Origin of the sequence: Nitrosophilus labii, from assembly GCF_014466985.1 — a bacterium.
Taxonomy (GTDB): domain Bacteria; phylum Campylobacterota; class Campylobacteria; order Campylobacterales; family Nitratiruptoraceae; genus Nitrosophilus_A; species Nitrosophilus_A labii.
Window position 1 is genome coordinate 343,008 of sequence record NZ_AP022826.1, and the last position, 24,846, is coordinate 367,853.

Here is a 24,846-nt window from a genome sequence, read left to right on the forward strand (position 1 = left end):
CCTTTCAAAACTATCAACTATCCACCAGAAACACCTACTTGGTAATATTCAAATCCCATCTCTTTGAGTTTATCTTTATTGTATTGATTTCTTCCGTCAAAAATTATAGGGTTTTTGAGTCTTTTTTTCATCTCAAAAAAGTCCGGGCTTCTGAACTCTTTCCATTCAGTTACTAGTATCATAGCGTCCGAGTCGTTTAGAGTGTCGTATTTGTTGTCGAAATACTCGATATTTTCAACACCTTTAAGCCAAAAGTTTTTTGCCTCATCCATAGCTTTTGGATCGTAAGCTTTGATTTTAGCGCCTCTTTTGGTAAGCTCTTTTATGATTGTGATGGAGGGAGCTTCTCGCATATCATCCGTTTCTGGTTTAAAGCTTAGTCCCCATATAGCAAAAGAGAAGCCTTTTAATGGCTTATCTTTTGAGTTGATAGTTGATAGTTGATAGTTGATAGAAAAGCGGTTTAAGATTTTGTTTAGAAAATAGATTCTTTGCTCTTTGTTTACCTCTTCGACAGCTTTTACGATCTTTGGATCAACTCCCGAATCCAGCGCTATCTTTTCAAGAGCCTTCACATCTTTTGGAAAACAGCTGCCGCCATATCCGACTCCAGGATATATAAAGGCATAACCTATACGACTATCGCTACCGATTCCAACTCTTACTTTATTAATATCGGCTCCTACCGCTTCGGCGATACGCGCCATTTCGTTCATAAAAGATATTTTAGTTGCAAGCATTGCGTTTGCGGCGTATTTGGTAAGTTCGGCGCTTCTAACGTCCATACCTATAAACCTTTCATGACTTCTTGTAAAAGGAGCATATAACTCTTTTAAAACTTCCATTGATTTTGGATTATCGGCGCCTATGACTACTCTATCTGGTTTCATAAAATCATTTACCGCGTCACCCTCTTTCAAAAATTCAGGGTTGCTGACAACGTCGAACTTCATTAGCTCTTCAAATTCGCCTTCGGTGATATCTTTGTTATGAAGTCTGTTTTCGAGCTCTTTTTTTATAGTTTCTCTAACTTTATCTGCGGTTCCTACGGGAACAGTGGATTTATCCACTACTATCAAAGGATGGCTCATATATTTTCCGATATCTTTTGCTACAGCTAAGACATACTGCAAATCTGCACTTCCATCTTCACCTTGTGGAGTTCCTACTGCAATAAAAACTATATCAGAGTTCTCAAGTGCATATTTTATATCTGTGGTAAATTCCAAAGTACCGATTTTGAAGTTATTTTTAACTATCTCTTCAAGACCTGGTTCATATATGGGTATAATTCCCTTTTTTAGATTTTCAATCTTTTTTTCGTCGATGTCAACGCATACTACGCTATTTCCCATCTGTGCAAAACAAGCACCGGTAACGAGTCCTACATAACCTGTACCAATAATGCTTAGCTTCATTTTTTTCCTTTATTTATAAATCTCTTCATACTGATTTTTCCACCTTTTATGAAACCAAAACCACTCATCAGGTTTTTGACGTATCACTTTTTCCGTTATATCTGCCTGAGCCTGGGTGCATTTTCTTATATCCTCTTCGCTGTTTTGGGTTTTTTTGCAGATTATGGGTTCATAAAAGGTGATTGTATATTTTTCATAATCGTTTGTGCTTATGAACGTAGGTATAATTTTAGCATTAAATCGTCTAGCCAGTAAAGCCGCACTTGGGGTATGGCGTGCACGTTTGCCAAAAAAGTCTATCAATATCCCTTCGCTTTCAGCTGTGTTTTGATCTACTAAAAGTCCAACCATTCTTCCTTTTTTAAGATCGTTTATAAGTCCCTTCATGGCTCCTTTTTTATCGAGTATTCTTATATCATACTGCTCTCTATTTCTTTTTAAGATATCGTTCATCGTTTTAGAGTCAAGCGCTCTTCCTACTGCAGTAAGTGGTCCAAAAAAAGCGGCTATGGATAGTGGCAGAAGCTCCCAGTTTCCGTAATGGGCTGTTATGAGTATAACTTTTTCGCCATTTTTCAAAGCGTCTTTTAATATCTTTTCGTTTTTAAATTCAATCTTTTTTAACAGTTCCTCTTTAGAAATACCTTGGTTTTTTACAAAATCTGCCAAATTATAAAGCATATTTTTATAGCATTTTTTAATGATTTTATCTTTCTCTTTTTTGCTAAGTTTATCTCCAAAAGCAAAATCCAGATTGGTTTTTATTATTTTTCTATGCTTTTTATCCAAAATATATATCAGCCATGAGAGTGAGTTTAAAATGGCGTTTAAAACCTTTTTTGGAGTATGTCTGACTGTCCATTGGAAGATATTGAAAAGTCCCAGATATATTTTATCTTTCAAGAAGCTCCTTTGCTTTTTCTATAATTTTTTTAGGCTCTATCAGCTTGATTGAATCGTCACTTTTATCAAATCTGCAAGCTCCGGCGGATGACGGAGATTTTATAGCTATATTTTTAGGTGTTTGATACATTAAAGTAACAGGGGTATAGCCAAAAAGAACTATCGAGGCTCTATTCATAGCCCAGGCCATATGAACCGGTCCCGTGTCCCCTCCGATTATAAGATCCATTTTAGAGATAAGATATTTTAAATCGTTTAAAGATAGTTTTGGCAAAACTTTAGCGCCACTTTTTTGGGAGATATACTCTGCCTTTTTCCTCTCCTCTTCATTTCCCCATAGAAGCAAAATATTTTTCTTTAAACTTTTAGCTACTTCAATAAAACCTTCACTAGGATAGTTTTTGTTCTCTTTGCTTGAACCTGGAATGAACAAAATATTTTTATCTTCTAAAAAATTATTGATAACTGAGTAGTCTTTAGAAGTATCATAAAAAAGATAAGCCTCTTTTTTTAAAATCTCTTCATCATTATATTCAAATCCGAAAATTTTGGAAACAAAATCTAAGTTTCTATAGATCACATTATTTTCGCAAGGAATTATTACTCTATCTGTATAAAAAAGGGAAGCTAAAGATTCTCTTATGCAACCAACTTCCAAACCGTATCTTTTTTTACCCAAAAAAAAGGAGATAGTAGCCGATTTTATAAGCCCTTGTATATCTAAAACATAATCAAAACTATCAAGACTTTTTAAAAACTTGGCTGTTTTTTTGAACTCTTTTAAAGATTTTTTAGTTTTTAGTTTTTTAATATCTATTCCCACAACTTGTTTTATACCGGGATTGAAGTTTAGTACATCTTCGAAGTTTTTTTGAGTAACCCAAGTGATATTGGCATCCGGAAAATGTTTTTTTATAAACTGTAAAACAACCATAGAATGAACGATATCCCCAAGCGCACTAAGTCTAATAATTGCTATATTCATCTTACTCCTTGAGATTTGGTATTTTATCAAAACTGCAAAAAATTGACAATTTTTGTATAATATTTGTTAATTTTATCTACGGAGTAGCAATGATTTGTGTATTTGACTGTGAAACGATCCCAGATACCGAGCTTATAAAAAAACAGTACTCTTTTAATGAGGATTTGGATGAGTTAAATCTAAGTTTAAAGGCTATGAGCCTTCAAGAGGCAAAAAACGGTTCTTCTTTTTTACCTGTTCCATACCATAAAGTTGTGGCTATTTCGGCAGTTATAGCCGATGATTTTGGAAATTTCAAAAAAGTCAGCTCCATTGATGGCACAAATGAAAAGGAGATGATAGAAAACTTTTTGAATTTTATCGACAAACACAATCCAAAGCTCATTAGTTTCAATGGAAGAGGTTTTGATATTCCTATGCTTTTTATAAGAGCTTTAAAATACAACCTTTCATGTCCTGCATATTTTGAGCAGGACAATCAGATGTTAAATAAGACCAAATGGGAAAATTATCGATCAAGATACAGCGAACAGTTTCATATAGATCTTTTGGAAGTTCTGGGACATTACGGTGCCGTTAGAAATCTAAAACTAGATACTATCTGTACTATGGCTGGAGTTCCAGGAAAATTTGACATAAGCGGCGATATGGTGTTGGAGCTTTATTATAAAGGCGAAATTAAGAAAATAAAAGAGTATTGCGAAAGTGATGTTTTAAATACTTATATTCTATTTTTGAAGTATGAGATATTAAAAGGAAATCTCTCTCAAGAAGATTATAAAGCTATCCTTTTGCAAATGAGTGATAAAATGCCAAAAGAGAAAAGTTACAGCAAAATTTTTTTAGATTTTATAAAAAAAGAGGTAAAAGATGATAGTTAGAGAGATTGAGCAGTACGCCGAGATAAGAACGAAAGCTAGAGCCTATTTATGTTATTTGTTACAGCGTTACATACCGAACTATATGCCGGTTCCTTCGTTAGACAACATTATCAATACGTTAAAAATACTTAAAAAAGAGCTTCCTCAAGCGGAGGCTTTTTACGTATTGGATAAAAGCGGAATGCAGATCATCGATGCTATCTCAAAAAATCCCGAATATAGAAAAGGAAAAGGGATTAACAGAAGTATGAGAGCCTATTACTATCGTGCTGTAAAAGAGAAAAGATGCATTTTGACAGATCCTTATCCCTCTTTGTTAACTCATGAACTTACAGTAACGGCCTCATATCCTATATATAACGATAAAAAGCAGTTAGTTTATATAGTCTGTATCGATCTCTCTTTAACGGATGTTTTAAAAGTTTTTCATCCTACCTCTATAGATTCGATTTTTGGTAATTTTTCCAAAATCTCATATTTTCTTTTTACTTTTGCACTTTTGATAGTGGCTATTCTTCTTTTTTTTAAAGGGATTATGAGTGTTATGGCTCACGGCATTCACGTATATAATCTAGACGTAAAAGAGATTTTTGAATCCACTATTTTGATAACTTTGTCCTTAGCCATATTTGATCTGGTTAAAACTCTTTTTGAAGAGGAAGTATTAGGCCGTCATAAACAAAGAAGTACCTCCGATATACATAAAACTATGATACGATTTTTAGGTTCGATTATAATCGCTCTATCTATAGAAGCTTTGATGTTGGTTTTCAAGTTTGCTATAATCGGGCCGGAAAAAATTATATATGCTGTTTTCTTAGTAGCAGCCGTTACGATGCTACTATTTGGTCTCTCTTTCTATCTAAAATCTATGCAAGGGTATAGAGAGGAAGAGTAGATTTTAGATGTTTGATGTTGGATAATTGATAATGAATTGTTCAACATTTAACATTTAACATTCCATATTTTTCAAAGAGGTATTATGAAAGTAGCGATAGTTGACTATAATATGGGAAATCTAGCAAGTGTTAAAAATGCTTTTTTAAAAATAGGTGCAAAGCCAGAGATTGTAAAAGAAGGTGAAAAACTAAAAGGTTTTGATAAGCTTATTTTACCTGGAGTTGGGGCTTTTGGAGACGCAATCTCTCATCTAAATCAATATGGCCTAATTGAGCCTATTTTAGAGTTTGCAAAAAGTGGAAAACCTCTTCTTGGGATTTGTCTTGGAATGCAGCTTCTTTTTGATAAAAGTTATGAGTTTGGCGAGCATAACGGGCTTGGACTAATTTCTGGAGAGGTGGTTCCTTTTTATAAAAGCAGATTCGATCATAGGCTGAAAGTTCCACATATGGGGTGGAATGAACTTTTTGTTCAAAAGGAGACTCCTATCTTCAAAGGACTTCCAAAAGCTTTTTATCTCTATTTTGTTCACAGTTTTCATGCCGTATGCGATGAAAAGTATGTTATCGGGAAAACTATATACGGCTATGAATTTGTAAGTGCGGTTCAAAACGAAAATGTATTTGGCCTTCAGCCGCATCCGGAAAAGTCACACGAAAACGGACTTAAAATTTTGGAAAATTTTGTGAGACTTTAGGGTGAATAGTGTGAGTGTGAGTGTGAGTGTGAGAGGATTATCCCTTACCACTTACCTCTTATCACTAATTACGCTTTACAATTCAAGATTCACGAATCACAAAATAAAGGAATATAATGACGATTTATCCGGCAATAGATCTAAAAGATGGAAAAGCGGTAAGACTAACAAAAGGTTTGATGGAAAGCGCCAAAATCTACAGTAATGAGCCGTGGGAGCTTGCTAAGAAGTTTGAAGAAATGGGTTCAAAATGGCTTCATTTAGTTGATCTAAACGGTGCTTTTGCAGGTGAACCTAAAAATCTTGAGCAGATAAAAAAGATTAGAGAAAATTCCTCTTTAAAGATGCAGTTGGGCGGCGGTATAAGAGATGAAGAGACTATAAAGAGATATCTTAATATTGGTATTAACAGGGTTATTTTGGGTTCAGTCGCGGTAAAAAATCCTAGTTTTGTTAAAGAAATGGCAAAAAAATATCCCATTGTAGTTGGAATAGACGCAATTGATGGCTATGTGGCGGTAGAGGGATGGGCAAAAACCAGTACTATGAAAGCTACTGAACTTGCAAGAGCTTTTGCGGATAGCGGAGTAGAAGCGATAATCTGTACCGATGTTGGGCGTGATGGAACTTTAAGCGGAATAAATGTGGATTTTACCGTAAGTATAGCCGAAGCTAGTGGCATTGAGACGATTGCTAGTGGCGGTGTCAAAGATATAGAAGATATAAAAAGATTGCTTGAAACTAAGAAAGTAGCCGGTGTAATAATAGGTAAAGCTTTTTATGAAGGTACTTTAGATTTGAATGAGGCGTTTGAACTAGTCATTAGTTATTAGTCATTGGTGTCGATAAACTTAAAATTGCCGCTAATGACTATTATGTATTACATGTTATGTATTACGGTTTAAAGGATTGTTTTGAGAGATTATTACTATGAAGTTACGATTACTCCATCCTCTCATAAAGAGGAGATAGAGAGTTTTTTGATGGATCATTTTTATAACGGTATCGAAGAAGTCGGAAACTCTTTAATCTTAAGAAGTGAAGAGCCGCTAGAGGATATTATTGAAAAAACTAAAGAGTATGCAAATGCTTTGAGTAAGATTTTTTCTGAAAAAGTAGAACTAGATATAAAGATTGAAAAAAAAGAGAATCAAGACTGGATAGAAAACTATAAAAAAAGTATTACGCCTGTTGAAGTAGAAGAGTTTTATATACGTCCAAGCTGGTATGAAAAAAAAGAAACCAAGATAGATATTGTTATGGATCCGGCTTTAGCTTTTGGCTCGGGGCATCATCCAAGCACTCTTAACTGTTTGAAAATAGTAAGTCAAAAGGTAAAAAAAGAAGATAAAGTATTGGACGTAGGTACCGGTAGCGGTATATTGGCTATTGCTGCGGCTAAAAAGGGAGCGATAGTCGATATTTGCGATACGGACGAACTTGCCGTTAAAGAGGCAAAGAAAAATTTTAGATTAAACAAAGTTGAATTTAATAAAGCATGGATTGGTTCGGCCGTAAATCTCAAGGAAAAGTATGATATAGTAATAGTCAATATAGTAGCTGACGTTTTGGTATTTTTAGCCAAAGATTTAAAAAGTTGCGTAAAAGATGGAGGATACTTGATACTTTCGGGGATAGTGGAAAAGTATCTTTCAAATGTATTGGAAAGATATAACGATTTGAAACTTATAAAAAAAATTCAAGAAAAAGAGTGGATCACTCTTTTGTTAGCAAAATAGTTATAATACGTTAAAGTAAATGGAGCTTTAACTCTAAAATATTTAAATTTTTCAAGAAAAGGATACAGATGGCAAAAAAGAGACCGAACAGAGATAAAAAAGATAATTTTTTCAACCAAAATCCTCTTATAACTTTTGCAATTTTTTCGATTATTATCATACTACTTTTCAAATCGATGATAGGTCCAACTGGCGGGAATATGGGAGAGGGTGCGGCTACGCATATGGTAGGAGCGCCTATACAAAAGAGTAAAGAGGTTAGTTATTCTGAACTCAAAAATCTTATAAAACAAGGACAAATAAAGTATGTTGCTATTGGCCAAAGAACCATTAAGGCAATAGCCGACGAAAATGGTTATAAAGTTATATACTTTGCAAATAGAGTACCAGAAGACAACACTTTGATACCTCTTTTGGAGCAAAAAGGCGTTGATTATGGTGGATATAGTGAAAGCAACTGGGTAAGCGAGGTTATTTTTGGCTGGGTTATTCCTATTTTTATCTTTTTTGCGATATGGATGTTTTTAGCAAGCCGAATGCAAAAGAGTGTCGGTGGCGGGATTCTTGGTATGGGTAGTGCCAAAAAACTTATAAATAGCGAAAAACCTAATGTAAAATTTAGTGATGTGGCCGGAGCGGAAGAGGCGAAAGAAGAGGTAAAAGAGATAGTCGATTTTCTAAAATATCCCGATCGTTACGTTAAGCTTGGGGCTAAGATCCCAAAAGGGGTTTTGCTTGTAGGACCTCCTGGAACAGGAAAAACTCTTTTGGCAAAAGCTGTTGCCGGTGAAGCGAGTGTTCCCTTTTTCGCCGTTAGCGGTTCAAGTTTTATAGAGATGTTTGTTGGGGTAGGCGCGGCAAGAGTAAGAGATCTTTTTGAACAGGCTAAAAAAGAGGCTCCTGCGATAATTTTTATCGACGAGATAGATGCCATAGGAAAAAGTAGAGCTGCTACGGGACCTATCGGCGGAAACGATGAGCGAGAGCAGACGCTTAATCAGCTTTTAGCAGAGATGGACGGTTTTGATAGTGCGAAATATCCGATTATAGTTTTGGCTGCCACAAATAGACCCGAAGTTTTGGATCCGGCACTACTTAGACCGGGACGTTTTGATAGAACGGTAGTTGTGGATAAACCGGATTTTGAAGGAAGGTTAGCCATACTTAAAGTTCACGTGAAACATATAAAAATGGCTAAAGATGTAGATTTGACAGAGATTGCAAAGTTAACGGCCGGACTTGCGGGAGCCGATTTGGCAAATATTGTCAATGAAGCCGCTCTTTTAGCAGGTAGAAAAAATAAAAAAGAGGTAGAACAAGAGGATTTCCTGGAGGCGGTTGAGAGAGCTATAGCCGGGTTAGAAAAGAAAAGCAGAAGAATAAGTCCAAAAGAGAAAAAAATAGTAGCATATCATGAGAGTGGGCATGCACTGTTAGCCGAGACCACGCAAGGTGCAAAAAGAGTAACAAAAGTCTCTATTATTCCTAGAGGGCTTGCCGCTTTGGGTTATACTCTCAATACTCCCGAAGAGAACAAATATCTTATGCAAAAACATGAGCTTGTTGCTGAGATAGACGTACTTCTTGGAGGTAGAGCGGCCGAAGAAATTTTTATAGGGGAAATTAGCACCGGTGCCGCTAACGACCTTGAAAGGGCAACCGATATAGTAAAAGCTATGGTTATGATGTACGGGATGAGTGAAGTAGCGGGCTTAATGGTGTTGGAAAAGCAGAGAAACCTCTTTTTAGGCGGTGGAATGGCGCCTGTTAAAGAGTATAGCGAGAAATTGGCCGAAGATATAGACGAGTTTATAAAGAGATTTTTAAACCAGAGATACGAGCACGTTAAAGATCGGCTTAAAGAGTATAGCGAAGCGATAGAGGAGATGGTTAAAGAGCTTTTTGAAAAAGAGGTTATAGAGGGTAAAAGGGTAAGAGAGATAATCAGAGAATTTGAAGAGAAACACTCTATAGAATCAAAGTTGGTTTCTGACGACTTGGAAGATATAAAAGAGGCTAAAGAGAGAGCGAAAAAAGAGTCTCAAAAAGAGGATGAGCCAAAAAGGGAGAAGGAGTAAACTTTGAGCCTCTTCTTTGATTATTTTGCTTACGAAGGACGTAAAAAGTTGGTAATAAGCGTGTTAATTGCGCTTATTGTGGTAGTTTTTGCTAAATCTTGGTTTTTGAAAGCTTTTTTTATTTCTGTCTTTTTGTTTTTTTTATATATCTACTATATTCCGAAAAACAGAGTCGAACTTTTAGAAAAAGATGCCATTTTTTCTCCCGTAGATGGACAAGTTACCGATATTTTCGAAAAAGATGGAAAAAGAGTTATAGAGATTTATAAAAACCTAGAACACGGTTCTGTTATAAAATCTCCTATGAGCGGGATAGTAGAGGATATTTACTTTAGACACGGAGCATTTTTGGATTTGACCTCAAGAAAATCGCATAATTTTAATGAAAGATTTACTTTTGTGATAAAAGATGATAAAAAGATGATAAAAGTTGTTTCATTGGCCGGAAAATTGGGTTTTTTTGGACATTCGTTTTATAAACCTAAAAATAACCGATGCGATTTCTCTGAAATTTTGGGATTTTGTACCGAGGCGTTATTTAACATAGAGTTACCCGAAGAAGCCGTATTGAATGTGAAAAAAGGTGAAAACCTAGTTGCAGGTATAAGTGTATTGGCTTATCTAAAGGGATAAAATTGAATAAACCTAGTTTTCATTTGATGTATATATTGCCTAATCTTTTTACCGCAGCAAGTGCATTTATTGGCGTTATAAGTATCATAGCAGCTTCTAAAGGCGAATTTCAAAAGGCCGCATGGCTTATACTTTTGTCTTTGATTTTTGACGGTATAGACGGAAGAGTAGCAAGACTTACCCATACTACTAGTAAGTTTGGCGTAGAGTTTGACTCTTTAGCTGATATTGTCGCTTTTGGTGTCGCGCCGGCTATGCTTTTGTATTTTTGTTGTGGTCACGAATATGGAAAATTTGGCTCTTTGGTATCGGCTATGTTTGTAGTTTTTGGTGCGATTAGACTAGCTAGATTTAACGTAATGGCACCATCGAGTGAACCATCAGTATTTATAGGTGTGCCTATACCTACTGCAGCAGTTTTTGTGGCTGTATGGATATTGCTTTTTCAAGAGTATCCTATTTTGCTTAAATACTCCTATTTTCTTTTGATTGGCGCTCTGCTTTGTGCATTTTTAATGGTCAGCAATATAAGGTATCCTAGTTTTAAAAAGATAGAGCTTCAAAAAATAAATGCCATAAAAATTTTGATAATTTTGGTTATTGTTTTATCTCTTTTGTATCTTTTTCCTATTGAGGGTATAACTATACTTACTACAATTTATATACTTTATGGTATTTTTAGAGCAGCCTATTTTGTTATATTTAGAAAAAAGAGAAAAATATAGTATAATAATGGAAAAAAATTATTAAGGGAAAATAAATGAGTGATGCAGGTGTTGTTAAGGCTATCAAAATTCTTCCTAAAATAGAGATTAAAAACCTTCTCCTGCGCTTCTGATAGATTTTATCAACAGATATATAATAATCAAAACATTTTTTAATTTAAAGGATAGAAAATGAGCGATATAGTAAAAATTTTCGATACAACTTTAAGAGATGGTGAACAAAGTCCCGGAGCATCTATGAATACAGAAGAGAAGATACAGATAGCAAAACAGCTAGAAAAGCTTGGAGTAGATATCATAGAAGCAGGTTTTGCAGCGGCAAGTCCGGGAGATTTTGAAGCTATAAATAGAATAAGTGAAATTGTAAAAAAAAGTACCGTATGTTCTTTAGCGAGAGCAGTTGAAAAAGATATTAAAGCAGCAGGGGAAGCTATAAAACCGGCAAAAAAGAAAAGAATACACACTTTTATCGCTACAAGCGATATTCATATGAAATATAAGCTTAGAATGAGTCCTGATGAAGTTGTAAAAAGAGCAATCGAGGCAATTAAATTTGCTAAAGAGTTTGCGAATGATATAGAATTTAGTTGTGAAGATGCAGGTAGAAGTGAGATGAGTTTTTTAAAAGAGATAATAGATGAGGCTATAAAGGCAGGTGCTAAAACTATAAATATACCGGATACCGTTGGTTATAGATTGCCTCACGAGATGGGTGAGATGATTAAAGAGTTAAAAGAGTTTATTGGTGATAGAGCCATAATTTCCGTTCATTGCCATAACGATTTGGGACTTGCTACTGCAAACTCTTTATATAGTGTTTTAAACGGGGCAAGACAGGTTGAGTGTACTATAAATGGACTTGGCGAACGAGCAGGTAATGCGGCTTTGGAAGAGGTTGTGATGGCCATTAAGACTAGAAAGGATATCTTTGAAGGTATTGAAACAAATATCAATACAAAAGAGATTTATCCTACTAGCCGTTTAGTTTCTACAATAACAGGTATTGAGCCTCAACCAAATAAAGCGATTGTTGGAAGAAATGCTTTTGCTCATGAAAGCGGCATCCATCAAGATGGGGTATTGAAACATAAAGAGACTTATGAGATAATGAGAGCCGAAGATATAGGATTTGAGACAAATTCTATAGTTTTAGGTAAACATTCAGGACGCCACGCTTTTAAAGAAAAAATCAAATCTTTAGGCTTTGATTTAAGTAATGATGAGATTAATAAAGCTTTTGAGAGATTTAAGATCTTAGCAGATAGAAAAAAAGAGATAACTGACGATGATTTAAGGATGATAATAACTAGCGAATTAACTAGCATACCGGAAATTTATAAACTTAAAAAGTTACAGATAAATGATTGTAGTGAAGGGGTTCCTAGTGCCGCCGTAACAATAGAGCATAATGGAAAAGAGATAACTGATGCCGGTATTGGCGACGGCACTATTGACGCTATATTTAAAACTATAGATAGAATAAGTGGTTATAGCGGAACATTAAACGATTATGAAGTAAAAGCTGTAAGTAAAGGAAAAGATGCTTTAGCTAAAGTCGTAGTCAAAGTCGTATTTGATGAAAACAAACCTGCGGTTATTGGTCATGGCTTAAGTATAGATACCATGATGGCAAGCGCCAAAGCCTATATAGGAGCTTTAAACAGCTTTATTTCTATGAGAGATATTTTAAAGAAAAAAAGTTGCGTTGAAGGAGATGATATATAGCAGGTCAAGTTTATACTTGACCTGAATTTCTTTATATATTTAGTATTTTTTCACTTTTTTTAAAAAGCACTCCGGCATATTTATAAACTCTAAACCGATTTGATAACTATCATCTTGTAAGATATATTTTATCTTTGCCTCTGTTGATTTAAATTCATTATCAAACAAAATATTTAATGTGACTGTTTTGTTTCTATCTATATCAATATTTTTTTCATTAGTAGTTACTTTTACACCGTCTAAACTAATATTTTCGACCACACAGTTAAATGAGCTAACAAATCCTTTTTGGGTTTTATAAGTCAGTTTTGCTTTCAAATTAGTTTTATATCTTTCATGGCCTCTTGTTTCTTTATATGATAGTGAGGTACTATGTTCAGTTGTAATAATACACCCGCTTTCGCTAAAATCGATAGATATTATTTTTGTATTAAATTTATAAAAACGCTTATCTTCACTTCTTGAAAAGCCTATTTCTATTTTTTCACCTTCGTTCAAATATTTTACTTGATTACAATCTATATACCAGAATAGTTTTGATTCTGAGTTTCTTTGAAGAGATATAGGTATATTGTTTTTACTGATAACTACTGCTTTTTCCCTATCTTTGATATGTTTTGTATTTGATAGGGCATACTTTGTATCATAAAAGTTTAGTTTTTCTCTTATATTATTAAGAAGATTTTTCTCTTGATAAGTCAATCCTTCTATATGCTGTTTTAGCCAATCTGCAACACTATTTTCAAATTCTGAAATATTTTTTATCTCTATATCATATTGAGAAAAAATTTTACGTAGAAGATCTTTTTCGTTTTCTGTGAGTTGTATCTCTTTTAGTATTTTTTCTATCTTGTTTCTATCCATTTCTAATGTCCTTGTATATACTATAACATTTAATTAAATAATATCATAAAAATATTACAAAAAAAATATTGAATTGATTAATATAATAAATATTTAATAAATATTAAAAATAACTTTTCAAAACTTCCGGGATTTTGATAGAACCGTCTTTTTGCTGATAATTTTCCATAATGGCAATAAGTGTTCTTCCCACCGCAAGGCTTGAGCCGTTGAGGGTATGGACCAGCCTGTTTTTTTTACCATCTTTAAATCTTATCATGGCTCGTCTTGCTTGAAAATCTCTGGTATTTGAGACGGAGCTTATTTCACGGTATTTTCCTTGTCCCGGTAGCCATACTTCAAGGTCTATCGTTTTAGCGGCGCTAAATCCCAGATCTCCGGTACAAAGCATAACTAGTCTATGAGGAAGTCTGAGAGACGTTAAAAGATCACTGGCGGTATTTACCATCTCTTCGAAAACTTTGTCGCTATCTTCGGGTTTTGTGATGGCTACAAGCTCCACCTTGTCAAATTGATGCTGTCTTATCATACCTCTTACGTCTTTCCCGCCGCTTCCTGCCTCTTTCCTAAAGCACGGGGTATAGGCAGTGAGTTTTATAGGTTCTGTTAAATCGGCAATGATCTCGTCTCTATAAAGGTTTGTAAGAGGCACTTCAGCTGTAGGTATGAGATACAAATCTTCATCGCAAACTTTAAAAAGATCCTCTTCAAATTTAGGCAGTTGTCCTGTTCCAAGAAGCGTGGATGAATTTACCATAAATGGGACATATACCTCTTCGAATCCTCTGTTTTTATTGAAATCTAGCATATAGTTGATTAAGGCTCTCTCTAGTACGGCAGCCTCTTTTTTAAGAACGCTAAAGCGGCTTTTTGCAAGTTTTACCCCTCTTTTAAAATCTATCCAGCCGAGATCTTCCCCAAGCTTGAAGTGCTCTTTTGGTTCAAAATCAAACTCTTTTGGTTCCAACACTTTTTTTATCTCTACATTATCCTCTTCGTCTTCTCCTATAGGAACGTCCGGATCTGGAATATTTGGAATTTGAAGGGCGATTTTTTTCAAATCCTCTTCTATGTCTCTAACTATCTCTTGGTGGGCTGATATTTTGGCTTTGTTGCTATCTACCTCTTTTTTTAGTTCATTTATATCTTTTCCCTCTTTTTTGTATATTCCAAAAAGTTTAGAAAGTTTGTTCTGTTTTGCCTGAAGCTCTTCTAAAACTTTTTTTTCCGATTTATATTTGGTAAAGAGCTCTTTAAGTTCGGCCAAAAGTTTTTCCTCTACACCTCTGTTTTTAAGTTTTTCGGCAATCTCGTCAAAATTTTTTTCTAAAAGTTTAAGGTCAAGCATAAAGGCTCCTGTTAAATTTATTAATAAAAGTTAAAAAAGCTGAATAACAAAAAAAATATTTAAACATTTGCTATTTTAAAATCAGATTATATATAAATATTGCTATGAGTGTGATAAATTTTGGCATATTTGATGAAATGTTTGAAAATTTTGTGAGAGGTTTTAGAGAAGGGGATAAACTCCGGATGCCACTGGACGCCGAGTATGTATCTGTTTTTAATATGCTCTATGGCTTGGGTTATACTGTTTTTGTCATAAGCGGCGATTTGCAGATCTTTTCCTAATATATCTATAGCTTGGTGATGTAAAGCATTTACTTTGATTTTTTTTCTTTTTAGAATTTTATATAGATGCGAGTCTGAGTCGATAATAACCGTTTTTAAAGGAAGAGGGGTTTTTGAGTGAGGATGATTTAGATCAAGTTCGTTTATATCATAATGCAACGTTCCTCCAAAAAAAACGTTTATAAGTTGCATACCTCTGCAAATCCCTAAAATAGGAATCTCTTTTTTAACTGCCTCTTCAATGAGAGACAACTCAAGTAAGTCTCTTTTTTTATCGCCGTTTTTTATATAACGTTTTTTGCCGTAGATAGATGGATCGATATCGACTCCCCCACTAAGAATGAGTCCTTGAAAGTTTTTGGGATTTTTTTTAGAAGAGGGAGAAACAAAAACAAGTTTGATTCGATATGGTGTAAGCATAAGTTTGATAAAGCTCCATACAATTTTACTTCCTTTATCTGAACCTGTAATAACTATCTTTATACTCAAATAATACCTCTATCGTTTAATATTGTATCTACTCTTTTTACCCACATTGATGTAATAAACCAAAAAGGAGATTCTAAAAAGTCTCTATACTCTTTGGATAAGATATATAATCTATTTTCGTCAAAAGCCAATTTTTCTATCAACGCCCAATAGTTAAACTCATAAGCTATAGACCAGATATCCTCGTCTATTCTGGAGTTTGGCAGTCTATAATGAAAAGCCGGTCTTGGGGTTATTTTTTCATTTGGTAGTTTTTTTTTGACCTCTTTATCTAAATAAGCAAAAAGAGGAAGCATATCCAAAGCTCTGTTTCTTGTCGGATTGAATCGGATATAATCATCTATCAACTTTTTAAAATCAGGTGTGTAGTTTGAAGCCATTACTAAAAGAATATACTCTTTATCAAATGGCTCTATAAACCATGAGAGTTTCCTTGTTAAGTCTATATTGTCCTTCTCTTTTATCCAATCATATAAGATCAAAAAAGCTCTAAAAATATTTAGAATATGTTTTAGTTCCAATGATGGAGTCTCTATGTTTATATGAAGGCCAAAGGCGTAAAAAGCGGAAGATTTCGTACCCAAAGCGCCTCTTCCTTTTAGTTTTTCTCTTAGATAATCTATCTCATCTAATCTATCAAAGGGTATAGGGGGAGTTACTATTTCGTATGGTATAAAGATTTCCGATACAAAAAAGAGAAGATCTTCAAAGAATTTTTTATCACCATTTTTTTTGTTTTTTTCATAATCTTGTAAAAGTTTGCTATCTATGTAAATCTTAAAATCTCCAAATAGAGTCTCTTTGACTATTAACGAGTGCTCTTGCTCGTACTGTGCTCTTCCTCCAAAAAGTTCAATGATTGTTGCGGCACTTTGAGTGGGGGTTAGGCCGCTAAACTCAATCTCAAATCCAGCTTTTCTTATTTTGCCTTCTTGATTTTTTAAAAGCGGAGGAAGAGAGAAACCATCCATTATATCTCTTTAGGAGATGAAAGCTCAACCATTATTTTCATAACATTTCCCTCCTCAACAGCGTAAAATCTATGTTTTTTACACCAGTTAGCGTTTGCGTGGTTAGCGAGTCTCAAAGCTTCAAACTCGGCCTCTTTTTTATCTTTAAATGTTTTGTTTAGCCATTTTTCTTTTAGTGTTTCATCTTTTTTGGCACATCCGCACATCATTTGCATCTGGATTTTATACATTATAAACCTCCATAAATTTTTTTAAAAACTATTATACCCATTATTGTTGCTCCAAGCGATAAAATTACGTTTAAAGTTATGTTTATAAGAGCTCTATAATAGAGTGAATTTTGAAGCATGGTTACTGTTTCATAGCTAAATGTTGAAAATGTTGTTAAAGCTCCTAAAAAACCGGTAACAAGCAGAGCTTTTTGAGTTGGGTTTATTACATTTTCGAAGTAAACTATCAAAAAACCTATTAAGAAACTACCGATAACGTTTACGCTTAAAGTACCGAAAGGAAAAAATGAAGAGCTTAATTTTTGAATGAAACTTGAGATTAAAAATCTGCTTATTGCTCCAAAAAAACCGCCGACTCCTACGGCAATTATCAAACTTATATTCATTATTTACCTCGTAATTTAAAATCCGGGATAATTTGAGTGAGTAACAAAATCTTACTTCACACCTTTTCCCTTATTCCCAATTCCTAATTGAGTACTCTGAAAAATTAAGAAATTTCACTCAAGCGAGTTACAATTTTTCCTAACGGATTGCTTGAAAATTTTATTAAAAAGTGCTAAACAAGCGCACTTTTTTAGCCTTTTGGCGAACATAAAATTTTCAAGCTAAAATTACAAAGCTTTCGCTCAATTTTGATTTTCCAGAGAGTTCAATTCCTAATTACTAATAATCAAATTTCTGATGTTTATAACTTATTACTTCCGTATCTGATAGCGTTACCAAACCTTCTTTAACCATGAGATCTACAACTCTTAAAAAACTCATGATTTTATCTTCTTTATCGATTATCTCTATGACTATAGGTAGTTTTTGGCTAAGACTCCATACCGAAAACGAACTTATCTCAGAGTGAGCACCCATTCCGGCAACTCCTTTGAAGACGGTTGCACCGGCAATACCGTTTTCCTTTGCGGCAGATAAAATAGCTTCCCAAAGAGGTTTTTCATCGTAAGTGTCGTTATTGTCTATATAGATTCTTAAAATCTTTCTTGGTCCTAGATAGCGCTTCATAGGTTTCCTTTTTTTGCTCTACTATCCAATATCACATTTTATCTCAAATATGGCTCTATTTACTTTTTCCATCTTTTTAGCGGTGATCTCTTTTGCCTTTTCGTTTCCTTTTTTTATGATGTTGTCTATCTCTTCGTTGCTTAAAGAGGCTCTTTTTTCTCTAATGGGTTCCAATACTTTTTCTATCGATTGGGCGCACCATTTTTTACACTCAACGCAGCCAATAGTTGCGCTTTTACAACCATCTTCCACTTTTTTGACTATCTCTTCGTTGCTGAAAGCTTTGTGATAGTCGTAAATGAGACACACTTCGGGATCTCCTGGATCTGTTCTTTTGACTCTTTGAGGATCTGTTTTTGCACCTCTTAGTTTTTGCCAAACCTCATCTTTTGAATCGTTTAAAAATATGGCGTTATTGTAACTTTTGCTCATTTTTCTACCGTCCAATCCCAAAAGACGCGAAGTTGAACTTAAGAGCTCTTTTGGTTCAGTGAAAATTTCGCACTCGAAAAGATGATGAAAACGTCTAACAATTTCTCTAGCTATCTCTAGATGAGGTCTTTGGTCTTCGCCTATGGGGACTCTATTTGCGTCATAGAGTATGATATCCGCCGTTTGCAAAACGGGATAAGTTAAAAAACCGGCGGTGTGGATTTCTTTATTTTTCATCTGCTGAAGTTGATCTTTGTAGGTAGGGTTTCTCTCAAGCCAGCCAAGAGGTGTTATCATATTTAGTATTACGTATAGTTCGGCATGCTCTTTGATGCTGCTTTGTATAAAGATGGTTGAACTATTTGGATCAATACCCGAAGCCACCCAATCTTTGACGAGTTCTAAACTAAGCGACTTTAGGTTTAGTTTATCTTCGTAACTTGTAGATAATGCGTGCCAATCTGCAACGAAAAAGAAACATTCGTTTTCTTTTTGTAGCTCTATCCAGTTTTTCAAAACACCTAGATAGTGTCCTAAATGAAGTTTGCCTGTTGGCCTCATACCGCTTACAATTCGCATTTTTCTCCTTTTTTATTAGTATGGGTGTGGGTGTTTGAATTTCGTAATCCGTAATACCTAATTCTCAAATCATGAATCGTAACATTTTCTTCCATACCATTAACCATCAACCATGAACCAAAAATCCTAATTTCCAATATACCAAATATACTAATATACTAATAATATACTAAATTCCTCTCACTTAAAACTTGAAACTTTACCGCTTCACTACTTATCGCCTTACCTCCTAATCATCATCCAATATCTCCTCCCTCTCTCCTCTTTTCCTTGGACTTAAAATAACCGGGCTTCCTTCTAAGTCGAAATTTTCTCTTAGTTTATTTATAAGATATCTTTTATAACTAAAATGGAGTCCTTCGGGTCTATTCATAATAAGAGCAATTTTAGGCGGTTTTGTTTCATATTGAGTGGCAAAGAGGATATTTACCACCTTTGAGTAGTATGCCGGTATAGCGTGGCGTTGGGTAGCCTCTTTTATAATTTTGTTTAGTTGTGACGTAGGTAACCACTGAGAGTAGTTTTTATAGACTCTAAGTATTAGATCGTATATTTTGTCCACTCTTTTTCTCGTTTTTGCCGAAACGGTTATTATAGGAGCAAAACTTAAAAACTTAAATCTATCTCTAACCTCTTTAACCGCCTCTTCGTAACTCATCTTAGCCTTGTCCCATTTGTTTAAAACGATAATGCAGCCTAGTTTATACTTATCTACAAGTCCCGCGATCTTTTCGTCTTGTTCGGCAAAGCCTTCGCTAGCGTCTAAAACTACCAAAGCTATGTCAGCGCGCTCAAGCATCTTTTGGGTTCTGTTTAGCGCGTATTTTTCTATGCCTACAATCTTGCCTCTTCTTCTAATACCCGCAGTGTCTATAAAAGTGATAAGTTTATCTCTATATAGATACGTCTCATCTACTACGTCTATGGTTGTTCCCGCAATATCGCTTACGATTGATCGTTCCTCTTTCAAAAGAGCATTCAGTAAAGAGCTTTTTCCCACGTTGACTCTTCCTATAATTGCGACTCTGATTTCGTTTGAATCCTCCTCTTTTTTGTTAATTTCAAACTCTTCTAAAAAAGATTCGATATCTAACTCTTCATCCTCTTGGATATTTAAACTCTCTTCGTTGGGTATTTTGCTCTCTATCCACTCAAGCAGTTTTTTAACTTTTCTATTGTGGGAAACGGAGATTGGAAATATGTTTTTAGTTCCGAAACTGTAATATTCCCAGACGTTTTCTTCTAGTTTGTCGTTGTCTATCTTGTTTATGACCAAAGCTATATCTTTATCAAGTTTTTGAAGCTCGAAAAATAGTTTTCTATCCTCTTCATCGGGAAGCTCTTTCCCGTCAACCATATAAAGGATTATGTCCGCCTCTTTTGCGGTCTGCAAGGATTTTTCTTTAACTTTGTTAAAAAGCTCGTCTCTGTCTTCAAGCCCGCCGGTATCTATTAGCTCTATCTCCTTTTCTCCCAAATTGGCTATCTTTTTTTTTATATCTCGCGTTGTTCCGGCTACTTCCGAGGTTATGGCGTCACGCTGTTTTAAGATTCTGTTAAAAAGCGAACTTTTGCCCACATTTGGTTTTCCTAAAATTACTACTTTTTTCATTGCTCCTCTTTTTGGTGTGAGTGTGAGTGTGGGTGGATGTAAGTGAGAGATTTTATTAGATTATAAAGCATTTTACTAATTTTATCTGTTTCTTTTATTAAAAAATTATAATTTTCTTTTGTAATATATCCAATATCTTTTGATAATCTAAGAAAATATTTCAATTCACCAGCAGAGCCTCGTGCAATTCCTACAAATTGTTTAAACTCTTTTTTATTTATTCTGTGTGAGCCTTCCATTAAATTTGCTCCTATAGAACTTGCAGATCTCCTTAGTTGGCTTGTTATACCATATTTTTCATATTCTGGAAAATAATTTGTAATCTCATATATTTTTATTGTTAATTTATGTGCTATTTTAAAAACTTCCAAACCTTCTGCACTTTTTATCTCATTATTCATATTATATCACCTTTAACACACACCCACACCCACACTAACATCCACACCCACACTGTTCACCCACACTATTTTACAATTTTCTCAACATATATAGATTGGCTAGGAAAGGCAAACTCAGCTCCGGCACTTTCCACTATATCCATAATTTTTAGATTTACATCCTCTTTGATTTCAAGATATTTTTGCCAGTTAGCCGTATTTGTAAAACAGTAGATGAATATGCTTAGACTGCTATCTTGAAACTCATCGAAATTAACAAGCATAGTCGCTTTTTTATCGATTCTTGGATGGGATTTTAACATATTTCTTATATTTTTGAGAATTTCGTCCATCTGCTCTTTTGTTGTGGAGTAGGTTAGTCCAACTCTCATTTTGATTCTTCTTATATCTCTTCTTGAAAAGTTTTCGATAGGATTGTTTGCCACTATCTGGTTGGGAACCGTAACGAGAGATTTTTCGAAAGTTCTTACCTTTATGGTTCTAAGACCTATATCCTCTACCGTTCCTTCCACATCTTGAACTTTTATCCAGTCATCTATCTTAAGCGATTTATCGGCTAGTATGGTTAGTCCTCCAAAAAGATTGGCCGCCGTATCTTTGGCAGCTAAAGCAAATGCAAGACCTCCAAGTCCCAAGGAGGCTATAAAGGCGCTTACGTTTATGTTCCACTCTTGTAAAACTGCCACAAGACCAACCGAAAAGATGAATATCTTAAGTGTTTTTATAAAAAAGTTTCCAATTTCACGATACAACTCTTTTCCAAATTTTTTAGCGAAATTGAAGATGGTCTTTTCAAGGACGCTAACGGCGTCAAAAAATAGCCAAAATATAGCGACGATAACCATCGAACGGACTATCTTGTCAACCGTTTCGCTATCTATATCCATTACCTTTACTGAAAGGTAAAAGCCTACGATTATAAAGGCAAATTTTAAAGGTTCAGTTACGATTGCCAAAACTTTGTCGTCTAATGAAGATTTCGTTTTTTCGGACATCTTTTTAAGAATCTTTAAAACAATAAGGACAAAAAGTTTTCTTAAAAAGAGAAATAGTAAAAATATCCCTATACCGGCTACGATTTTATAAAGGGGGATATTAAAAAATCTGTTTTGAGTTAGAAAAAACATAGCATTTTCTTTTAGTTGATATATATACGTAGTGGTTTTTCCTAACCTTGATTCGATAAAAATATTTAGAGCTTCGTTGAGGGCATCCTTAATATCTACGTTTTTAGATGAAAACTTGGAGGCGGTCTCTAATATGTCGATTTTAAGTTGAAATACTTTTTCGCTTTTTTGCTTTAATGCTTTAAAAAAAAGGAGAAGTTGCGATTTTATCTCTTTTTTTATATAGCTATCTTTGAGATTTGTTAATCTTTGAATCTCTTTTTCAAGGTTTTCAACATACCTTTTTTTATCAAGTATTCTCCATCTCTCTTTTTCTATCTCTAACTTTTTTATCTTTTTATCTATCTGTAATATTTTTTTTTGCAGCTCTTTTACGCTTTTATTGTTATTTGTAGTTTTAAACTCGATTTTTGGCAAGTATTTTAACAGCTGTTTTAACCAAACCTCGTAAAGTGTCTCTACCTTTTCGATATCTTTTTTTATTTTGTCGTATTTTTTATAGTAATAGGCGTACTCAAGCTGCAAAGTTAAAAGGTTGGTTGCGTTGGAGTCTAGTTTAGAGATATCCTCTTCTATATCGCTTAGTTGCTCTTTGAGTTGTGATAGACTCTTTTTATACCTTTTTGCTTCGGCTATTTTTTCAACGATTGTAAAAAACGTATCTATAAAATTTTTTTGGTTACTTACTTTATAGTTGTATATATCAAAACTTTTAATACCCTCTTTTTTAATATTTAATATCTTTACGATAAGAGTTTTTTGCAAGGCGGTTTCCGGGTTATCGGAAGTTTTTAACGACTTTAGAATATTTTTGTAGATAGCGCTGGTGTTATTGTCCTTTAAAAGAGTAGTGTTAAGGTCGGCCGCTTTTATAAACGTTATAAGAAGAGATATTATTAAAAAAATCTTTTTCAACTAACTACCTTTTTGAAAGTATAAAGTATTATATAATTTTGTGCTATTTTAACACAGATGAATTGATAAAGGTTTTATATGAGAGCTTTAGCGTTAGGTTTTTTTCTGATTTTTACTCTCTATTCTCAAACAATTGAAGCAAAATATAGAGTAACTTACGGTATTTTGGGCAAAGTTGGATACTCAGTCGCCACATTTACGAAAAACAAAGATAGATACGTTATAAAAGTAAAGGCTAAAGCTACCGGTCTGGCTAAAATTTTAAGCCGAGGAAGAGAAGAGGAGTATATAAGCGAAGGCGTAGTCCAAAAGGGGATTTTGATACCAAAGGTTTATAAAAAGGTTCGAAAAAATGCATCTAAAAAAAGTATAAAAGTCTATAGATTTGATCATGAAAAAAAGAGGATTTTCGTTCATACAAAAAGATATAAAAGCGGTAAATTAGAGAGTAAACACGATGAAATTTTGCAATACTACGCAAAAGATGATATTTTAAGCCTCTATTTTAACCTAAAAAAGTATTTTATTAACGGCAAAAAACATCTTGTATTTTTTGCGGTGGGAGGAAATAGAAAAGATGGAAAGGTTGATGTTTACTTACCGGAAGGAAAAGAGCTGAAAAAACTAAAATCTCTTTTTGGTAACGAAAAAGGTCTCTATATGGACGTTGTTATACATCAAAAGATTTTTGCCTCTAAAGAGGGAAGGCTTCATATAGTTATGGATGAGAAGAGTGGAGTCGCTAAAAAAGCTCTTTTAAAAGATGTGATATTTTTTGGGGATATTGTTGGAAAATTGGATAAATTAAAGATTAAATATTAGTGTATTGGTATATTAGTATATTTGGTATATTGGAAATTAGGATTTTTGGTTGAGTGGTTGAGTGGTTGAGTAGTAAATTAACACACCCACACTTACACCCCTTTAGCCTTCATTTTTTGAATCGTAAATCGTGGTAAGGGGATAAGGGGGTAAGGGGATTGCTTGCACTACACTACTATATAAAGGAGGAGGGTGATAAAAAGAGTAGAAATCGGTATTTGGTATATGCTTTTTGCCTCGCTTTTGTTTGCTGGAATGGGAGTGTTTGCCAAACTGTTGAGTCAAAACTTGCCCTCTTTGGAGGTCGTTTTTTTTAGAAACCTATTTGGCGTTATACTTATAAGCGCTACGCTTTTTGCAAAACCTATGAGGCATAAAGGCGGGAGGCCTTGGCTACTTCTTTTTAGAGGTTTGATGGGTTTTTTGGCACTTTTGTGTTTTTTTTACGATATAGCGCATATTCCTTTGGGAGAAGCTATGACTTACTCTAAAACTTCTCCTATATTTACAGCGCTTTTTGCTTTTTTGTTTTTAAAAGAAGCTCTAGGTAAAAGGGGTTGGTTTGCGCTTTTTATAGGTTTTGTCGGAATCGTTTTTATAACAGATCCCTTTCATACCCCTTTTGATAAATACGACATTTTAGGGATTTTAAGCGGTGTTGGAGCCGCTTTGGCTTACACGAGCGTAAAAGAGTTAAAAAAGTATTACGATACTAGGGCCATAGTTCTTTCTTTTATGGTGGTAGGAAGTGTCGGGCCTCTTATATTGATGGGTGTTTCAAGATTTGTAAAAGTTGAAGAGCTCGATTTTATGTTGGCCGAATTTGTAATGCCCGAGGGTGAGATGTGGGTATATATTTTCTTTATGGGGCTTTTGGCTACTTTGGCACAAGTATATATGACAAAGGCTTACGGCGCTAGTAAAGCGGGAGTCGTAGGGACTATAAGCTATTCTAATATACTTTTTTCCATCGCTTTAGGGATAGTTTTTTTAAACGATCCTTTTCCTGAAACTATCAAGATTTTGGGTATAATCTTAATAGTGATTAGTGGAATTTTGGTAGCTAGGAGATAA

Annotated in this window: 25 protein-coding genes; 11 read left to right on the forward strand and 14 right to left on the reverse strand. The window is 34.4% G+C overall.

Annotated features, from left to right (window positions below):
- Positions 1–17: 17 nt before the first annotated feature.
- Genes NIL_RS01830 through waaC form a run of 3 tightly spaced genes read right to left on the reverse strand, consistent with a single transcriptional unit; the run spans position 18 to position 3,306 of the window.
- On the reverse strand, positions 18–1,418 hold the full coding sequence (locus tag NIL_RS01830) for a UDP-glucose dehydrogenase family protein (protein ID WP_187647945.1): 1,401 nt from the start codon (positions 1,416–1,418) through the stop codon (positions 18–20).
- 9 nt (positions 1,419–1,427) lie between these two features.
- On the reverse strand, positions 1,428–2,321 hold the full coding sequence (locus tag NIL_RS01835; protein ID WP_187647946.1) for a lipid A biosynthesis lauroyl acyltransferase: 894 nt from the start codon (positions 2,319–2,321) through the stop codon (positions 1,428–1,430).
- Positions 2,311–3,306: a lipopolysaccharide heptosyltransferase I gene (gene waaC, locus NIL_RS01840; RefSeq protein ID WP_187647947.1), complete on the reverse strand. Its 996-nt coding sequence runs from the start codon at positions 3,304–3,306 to the stop codon at positions 2,311–2,313. Before waaC ends, NIL_RS01835 begins: the two co-directional genes overlap by 11 nt.
- An 89-nt stretch (positions 3,307–3,395) precedes the next feature.
- Between waaC and NIL_RS01845 the strand changes: the two genes are divergently transcribed.
- From NIL_RS01845 to NIL_RS01885, 9 genes are all read left to right on the forward strand, one after another.
- Positions 3,396–4,187 (forward strand): 3'-5' exonuclease, encoded by a 792-nt coding sequence (locus NIL_RS01845; RefSeq protein ID WP_187647948.1) that lies wholly within the window; start codon positions 3,396–3,398, stop codon positions 4,185–4,187.
- Positions 4,177–5,085: a PDC sensor domain-containing protein gene (locus NIL_RS01850; protein ID WP_187647949.1), complete on the forward strand. Its 909-nt coding sequence runs from the start codon at positions 4,177–4,179 to the stop codon at positions 5,083–5,085. Before NIL_RS01845 ends, NIL_RS01850 begins: the two co-directional genes overlap by 11 nt.
- Positions 5,086–5,169: 84 nt before the next feature.
- Complete coding sequence (hisH, locus tag NIL_RS01855; protein WP_187647950.1) at positions 5,170–5,784, forward strand: imidazole glycerol phosphate synthase subunit HisH; 615 nt, start codon at positions 5,170–5,172, stop codon at positions 5,782–5,784.
- Positions 5,785–5,900: 116 nt separating this feature from the next.
- Positions 5,901–6,617: a 1-(5-phosphoribosyl)-5-[(5-phosphoribosylamino)methylideneamino]imidazole-4-carboxamide isomerase gene (gene hisA, locus NIL_RS01860; RefSeq protein WP_187647951.1), complete on the forward strand. Its 717-nt coding sequence runs from the start codon at positions 5,901–5,903 to the stop codon at positions 6,615–6,617.
- 81 nt (positions 6,618–6,698) lie between these two features.
- Positions 6,699–7,523: a 50S ribosomal protein L11 methyltransferase gene (locus NIL_RS01865; RefSeq protein WP_187647952.1), complete on the forward strand. Its 825-nt coding sequence runs from the start codon at positions 6,699–6,701 to the stop codon at positions 7,521–7,523.
- Positions 7,524–7,591: 68 nt separating this feature from the next.
- Positions 7,592–9,601: an ATP-dependent zinc metalloprotease FtsH gene (gene ftsH, locus NIL_RS01870; protein ID WP_187647953.1), complete on the forward strand. Its 2,010-nt coding sequence runs from the start codon at positions 7,592–7,594 to the stop codon at positions 9,599–9,601.
- Positions 9,602–9,604: 3 nt separating this feature from the next.
- Positions 9,605–10,234: a phosphatidylserine decarboxylase gene (locus tag NIL_RS01875; protein WP_187647954.1), complete on the forward strand. Its 630-nt coding sequence runs from the start codon at positions 9,605–9,607 to the stop codon at positions 10,232–10,234.
- 26 nt (positions 10,235–10,260) lie between these two features.
- A complete protein-coding gene (gene pssA / locus NIL_RS01880; RefSeq protein WP_187648546.1) occupies positions 10,261–10,959 on the forward strand; it encodes a CDP-diacylglycerol--serine O-phosphatidyltransferase in 699 nt (232 codons plus the stop codon).
- A gap of 171 nt (positions 10,960–11,130) precedes the next feature.
- Positions 11,131–12,684 carry a 2-isopropylmalate synthase gene (locus NIL_RS01885; RefSeq protein WP_187647955.1) on the forward strand — a complete coding sequence of 518 codons (1,554 nt, stop codon included), beginning with the start codon at positions 11,131–11,133 and terminating at the stop codon, positions 12,682–12,684.
- A gap of 39 nt (positions 12,685–12,723) precedes the next feature.
- Here NIL_RS01885 and NIL_RS01890 read toward each other — a convergent pair whose 3' ends face one another.
- The 11 genes from NIL_RS01890 to NIL_RS10925 form a co-directional block, all read right to left on the reverse strand.
- Positions 12,724–13,548, reverse strand: a complete 825-nt coding sequence (locus tag NIL_RS01890; RefSeq protein WP_187647956.1) for a PilZ domain-containing protein — start codon at positions 13,546–13,548, stop codon at positions 12,724–12,726.
- Positions 13,549–13,651: 103 nt separating this feature from the next.
- Positions 13,652–14,896 (reverse strand): serine--tRNA ligase, encoded by a 1,245-nt coding sequence (gene serS, locus NIL_RS01895; protein WP_187647957.1) that lies wholly within the window; start codon positions 14,894–14,896, stop codon positions 13,652–13,654.
- 86 nt (positions 14,897–14,982) lie between these two features.
- A complete protein-coding gene (locus tag NIL_RS01900; RefSeq protein WP_187647958.1) occupies positions 14,983–15,669 on the reverse strand; it encodes a gamma-glutamyl-gamma-aminobutyrate hydrolase family protein in 687 nt (228 codons plus the stop codon).
- On the reverse strand, positions 15,666–16,640 hold the full coding sequence (locus NIL_RS01905) for an amidoligase family protein (protein ID WP_187647959.1): 975 nt from the start codon (positions 16,638–16,640) through the stop codon (positions 15,666–15,668). The genes NIL_RS01900 and NIL_RS01905 overlap by 4 nt, the downstream gene beginning before the upstream one ends.
- A complete protein-coding gene (locus NIL_RS01910) occupies positions 16,640–16,870 on the reverse strand; it encodes a hypothetical protein (protein ID WP_187647960.1) in 231 nt (76 codons plus the stop codon). Before NIL_RS01910 ends, NIL_RS01905 begins: the two co-directional genes overlap by 1 nt.
- Positions 16,870–17,256, reverse strand: a complete 387-nt coding sequence (gene crcB / locus NIL_RS01915) for a fluoride efflux transporter CrcB (protein WP_187647961.1) — start codon at positions 17,254–17,256, stop codon at positions 16,870–16,872. The genes NIL_RS01910 and crcB overlap by 1 nt, the downstream gene beginning before the upstream one ends.
- 280 nt (positions 17,257–17,536) lie before the next feature.
- On the reverse strand, positions 17,537–17,884 hold the full coding sequence (locus NIL_RS01920; RefSeq protein ID WP_187647962.1) for a DUF190 domain-containing protein: 348 nt from the start codon (positions 17,882–17,884) through the stop codon (positions 17,537–17,539).
- A gap of 21 nt (positions 17,885–17,905) precedes the next feature.
- Positions 17,906–18,895 (reverse strand): tryptophan--tRNA ligase, encoded by a 990-nt coding sequence (gene trpS / locus NIL_RS01925; protein WP_187647963.1) that lies wholly within the window; start codon positions 18,893–18,895, stop codon positions 17,906–17,908.
- A 229-nt stretch (positions 18,896–19,124) separates the two neighbouring features.
- Positions 19,125–20,507 (reverse strand): ribosome biogenesis GTPase Der, encoded by a 1,383-nt coding sequence (gene der / locus NIL_RS01930; protein WP_187647964.1) that lies wholly within the window; start codon positions 20,505–20,507, stop codon positions 19,125–19,127.
- Entirely contained in the window at positions 20,504–20,908 is a 405-nt protein-coding gene (locus tag NIL_RS01935) for a four helix bundle protein (protein ID WP_187647965.1), read from the reverse strand. Before NIL_RS01935 ends, der begins: the two co-directional genes overlap by 4 nt.
- 65 nt (positions 20,909–20,973) lie before the next feature.
- Positions 20,974–22,950, reverse strand: coding sequence for a mechanosensitive ion channel family protein (locus NIL_RS10925; RefSeq protein ID WP_246434450.1), 1,977 nt, complete (start codon positions 22,948–22,950; stop codon positions 20,974–20,976).
- Between the two features lie 78 nt (positions 22,951–23,028).
- Here NIL_RS10925 and NIL_RS01945 point away from each other — a divergent pair, with 78 nt between their 5' ends.
- Together NIL_RS01945 and NIL_RS01950 are read left to right on the forward strand one after the other, a co-directional pair.
- Positions 23,029–23,772 (forward strand): DUF3108 domain-containing protein, encoded by a 744-nt coding sequence (locus NIL_RS01945; RefSeq protein ID WP_187647966.1) that lies wholly within the window; start codon positions 23,029–23,031, stop codon positions 23,770–23,772.
- A gap of 192 nt (positions 23,773–23,964) precedes the next feature.
- Positions 23,965–24,846, forward strand: coding sequence for a DMT family transporter (locus tag NIL_RS01950; RefSeq protein WP_197972110.1), 882 nt, complete (start codon positions 23,965–23,967; stop codon positions 24,844–24,846).

Bases quoted from the DNA above. Each gene is read 5' to 3' on its own strand.
- NIL_RS01945 (WP_187647966.1), top strand. From the start codon at position 23,029: ATGAGAGCTTTAGCGTTAGGTTTTTTTCTGATTTTTACTCTCTATTCT.
- NIL_RS01845 (WP_187647948.1), top strand. From the start codon at position 3,396: ATGATTTGTGTATTTGACTGTGAAACGATCCCAGATACCGAGCTTATA.
- NIL_RS01890 (WP_187647956.1), bottom strand. From the start codon at position 13,548: ATGGATAGAAACAAGATAGAAAAAATACTAAAAGAGATACAACTCACA.
- NIL_RS01850 (WP_187647949.1), top strand. From the start codon at position 4,177: ATGATAGTTAGAGAGATTGAGCAGTACGCCGAGATAAGAACGAAAGCT.
- waaC (WP_187647947.1), bottom strand. From the start codon at position 3,306: ATGAATATAGCAATTATTAGACTTAGTGCGCTTGGGGATATCGTTCAT.
- NIL_RS01935 (WP_187647965.1), bottom strand. From the start codon at position 20,908: ATGAATAATGAGATAAAAAGTGCAGAAGGTTTGGAAGTTTTTAAAATA.
- hisH (WP_187647950.1), top strand. From the start codon at position 5,170: ATGAAAGTAGCGATAGTTGACTATAATATGGGAAATCTAGCAAGTGTT.
- NIL_RS01885 (WP_187647955.1), top strand. From the start codon at position 11,131: ATGAGCGATATAGTAAAAATTTTCGATACAACTTTAAGAGATGGTGAA.
- NIL_RS01830 (WP_187647945.1), bottom strand. From the start codon at position 1,418: ATGAAGCTAAGCATTATTGGTACAGGTTATGTAGGACTCGTTACCGGT.
- pssA (WP_187648546.1), top strand. From the start codon at position 10,261: ATGTATATATTGCCTAATCTTTTTACCGCAGCAAGTGCATTTATTGGC.
- NIL_RS01920 (WP_187647962.1), bottom strand. From the start codon at position 17,884: ATGAAGCGCTATCTAGGACCAAGAAAGATTTTAAGAATCTATATAGAC.
- trpS (WP_187647963.1), bottom strand. From the start codon at position 18,895: ATGCGAATTGTAAGCGGTATGAGGCCAACAGGCAAACTTCATTTAGGA.
- der (WP_187647964.1), bottom strand. From the start codon at position 20,507: ATGAAAAAAGTAGTAATTTTAGGAAAACCAAATGTGGGCAAAAGTTCG.
- ftsH (WP_187647953.1), top strand. From the start codon at position 7,592: ATGGCAAAAAAGAGACCGAACAGAGATAAAAAAGATAATTTTTTCAAC.
- NIL_RS01905 (WP_187647959.1), bottom strand. From the start codon at position 16,640: ATGGATGGTTTCTCTCTTCCTCCGCTTTTAAAAAATCAAGAAGGCAAA.
- crcB (WP_187647961.1), bottom strand. From the start codon at position 17,256: ATGAATATAAGTTTGATAATTGCCGTAGGAGTCGGCGGTTTTTTTGGA.
- NIL_RS01910 (WP_187647960.1), bottom strand. From the start codon at position 16,870: ATGTATAAAATCCAGATGCAAATGATGTGCGGATGTGCCAAAAAAGAT.
- hisA (WP_187647951.1), top strand. From the start codon at position 5,901: ATGACGATTTATCCGGCAATAGATCTAAAAGATGGAAAAGCGGTAAGA.
- serS (WP_187647957.1), bottom strand. From the start codon at position 14,896: ATGCTTGACCTTAAACTTTTAGAAAAAAATTTTGACGAGATTGCCGAA.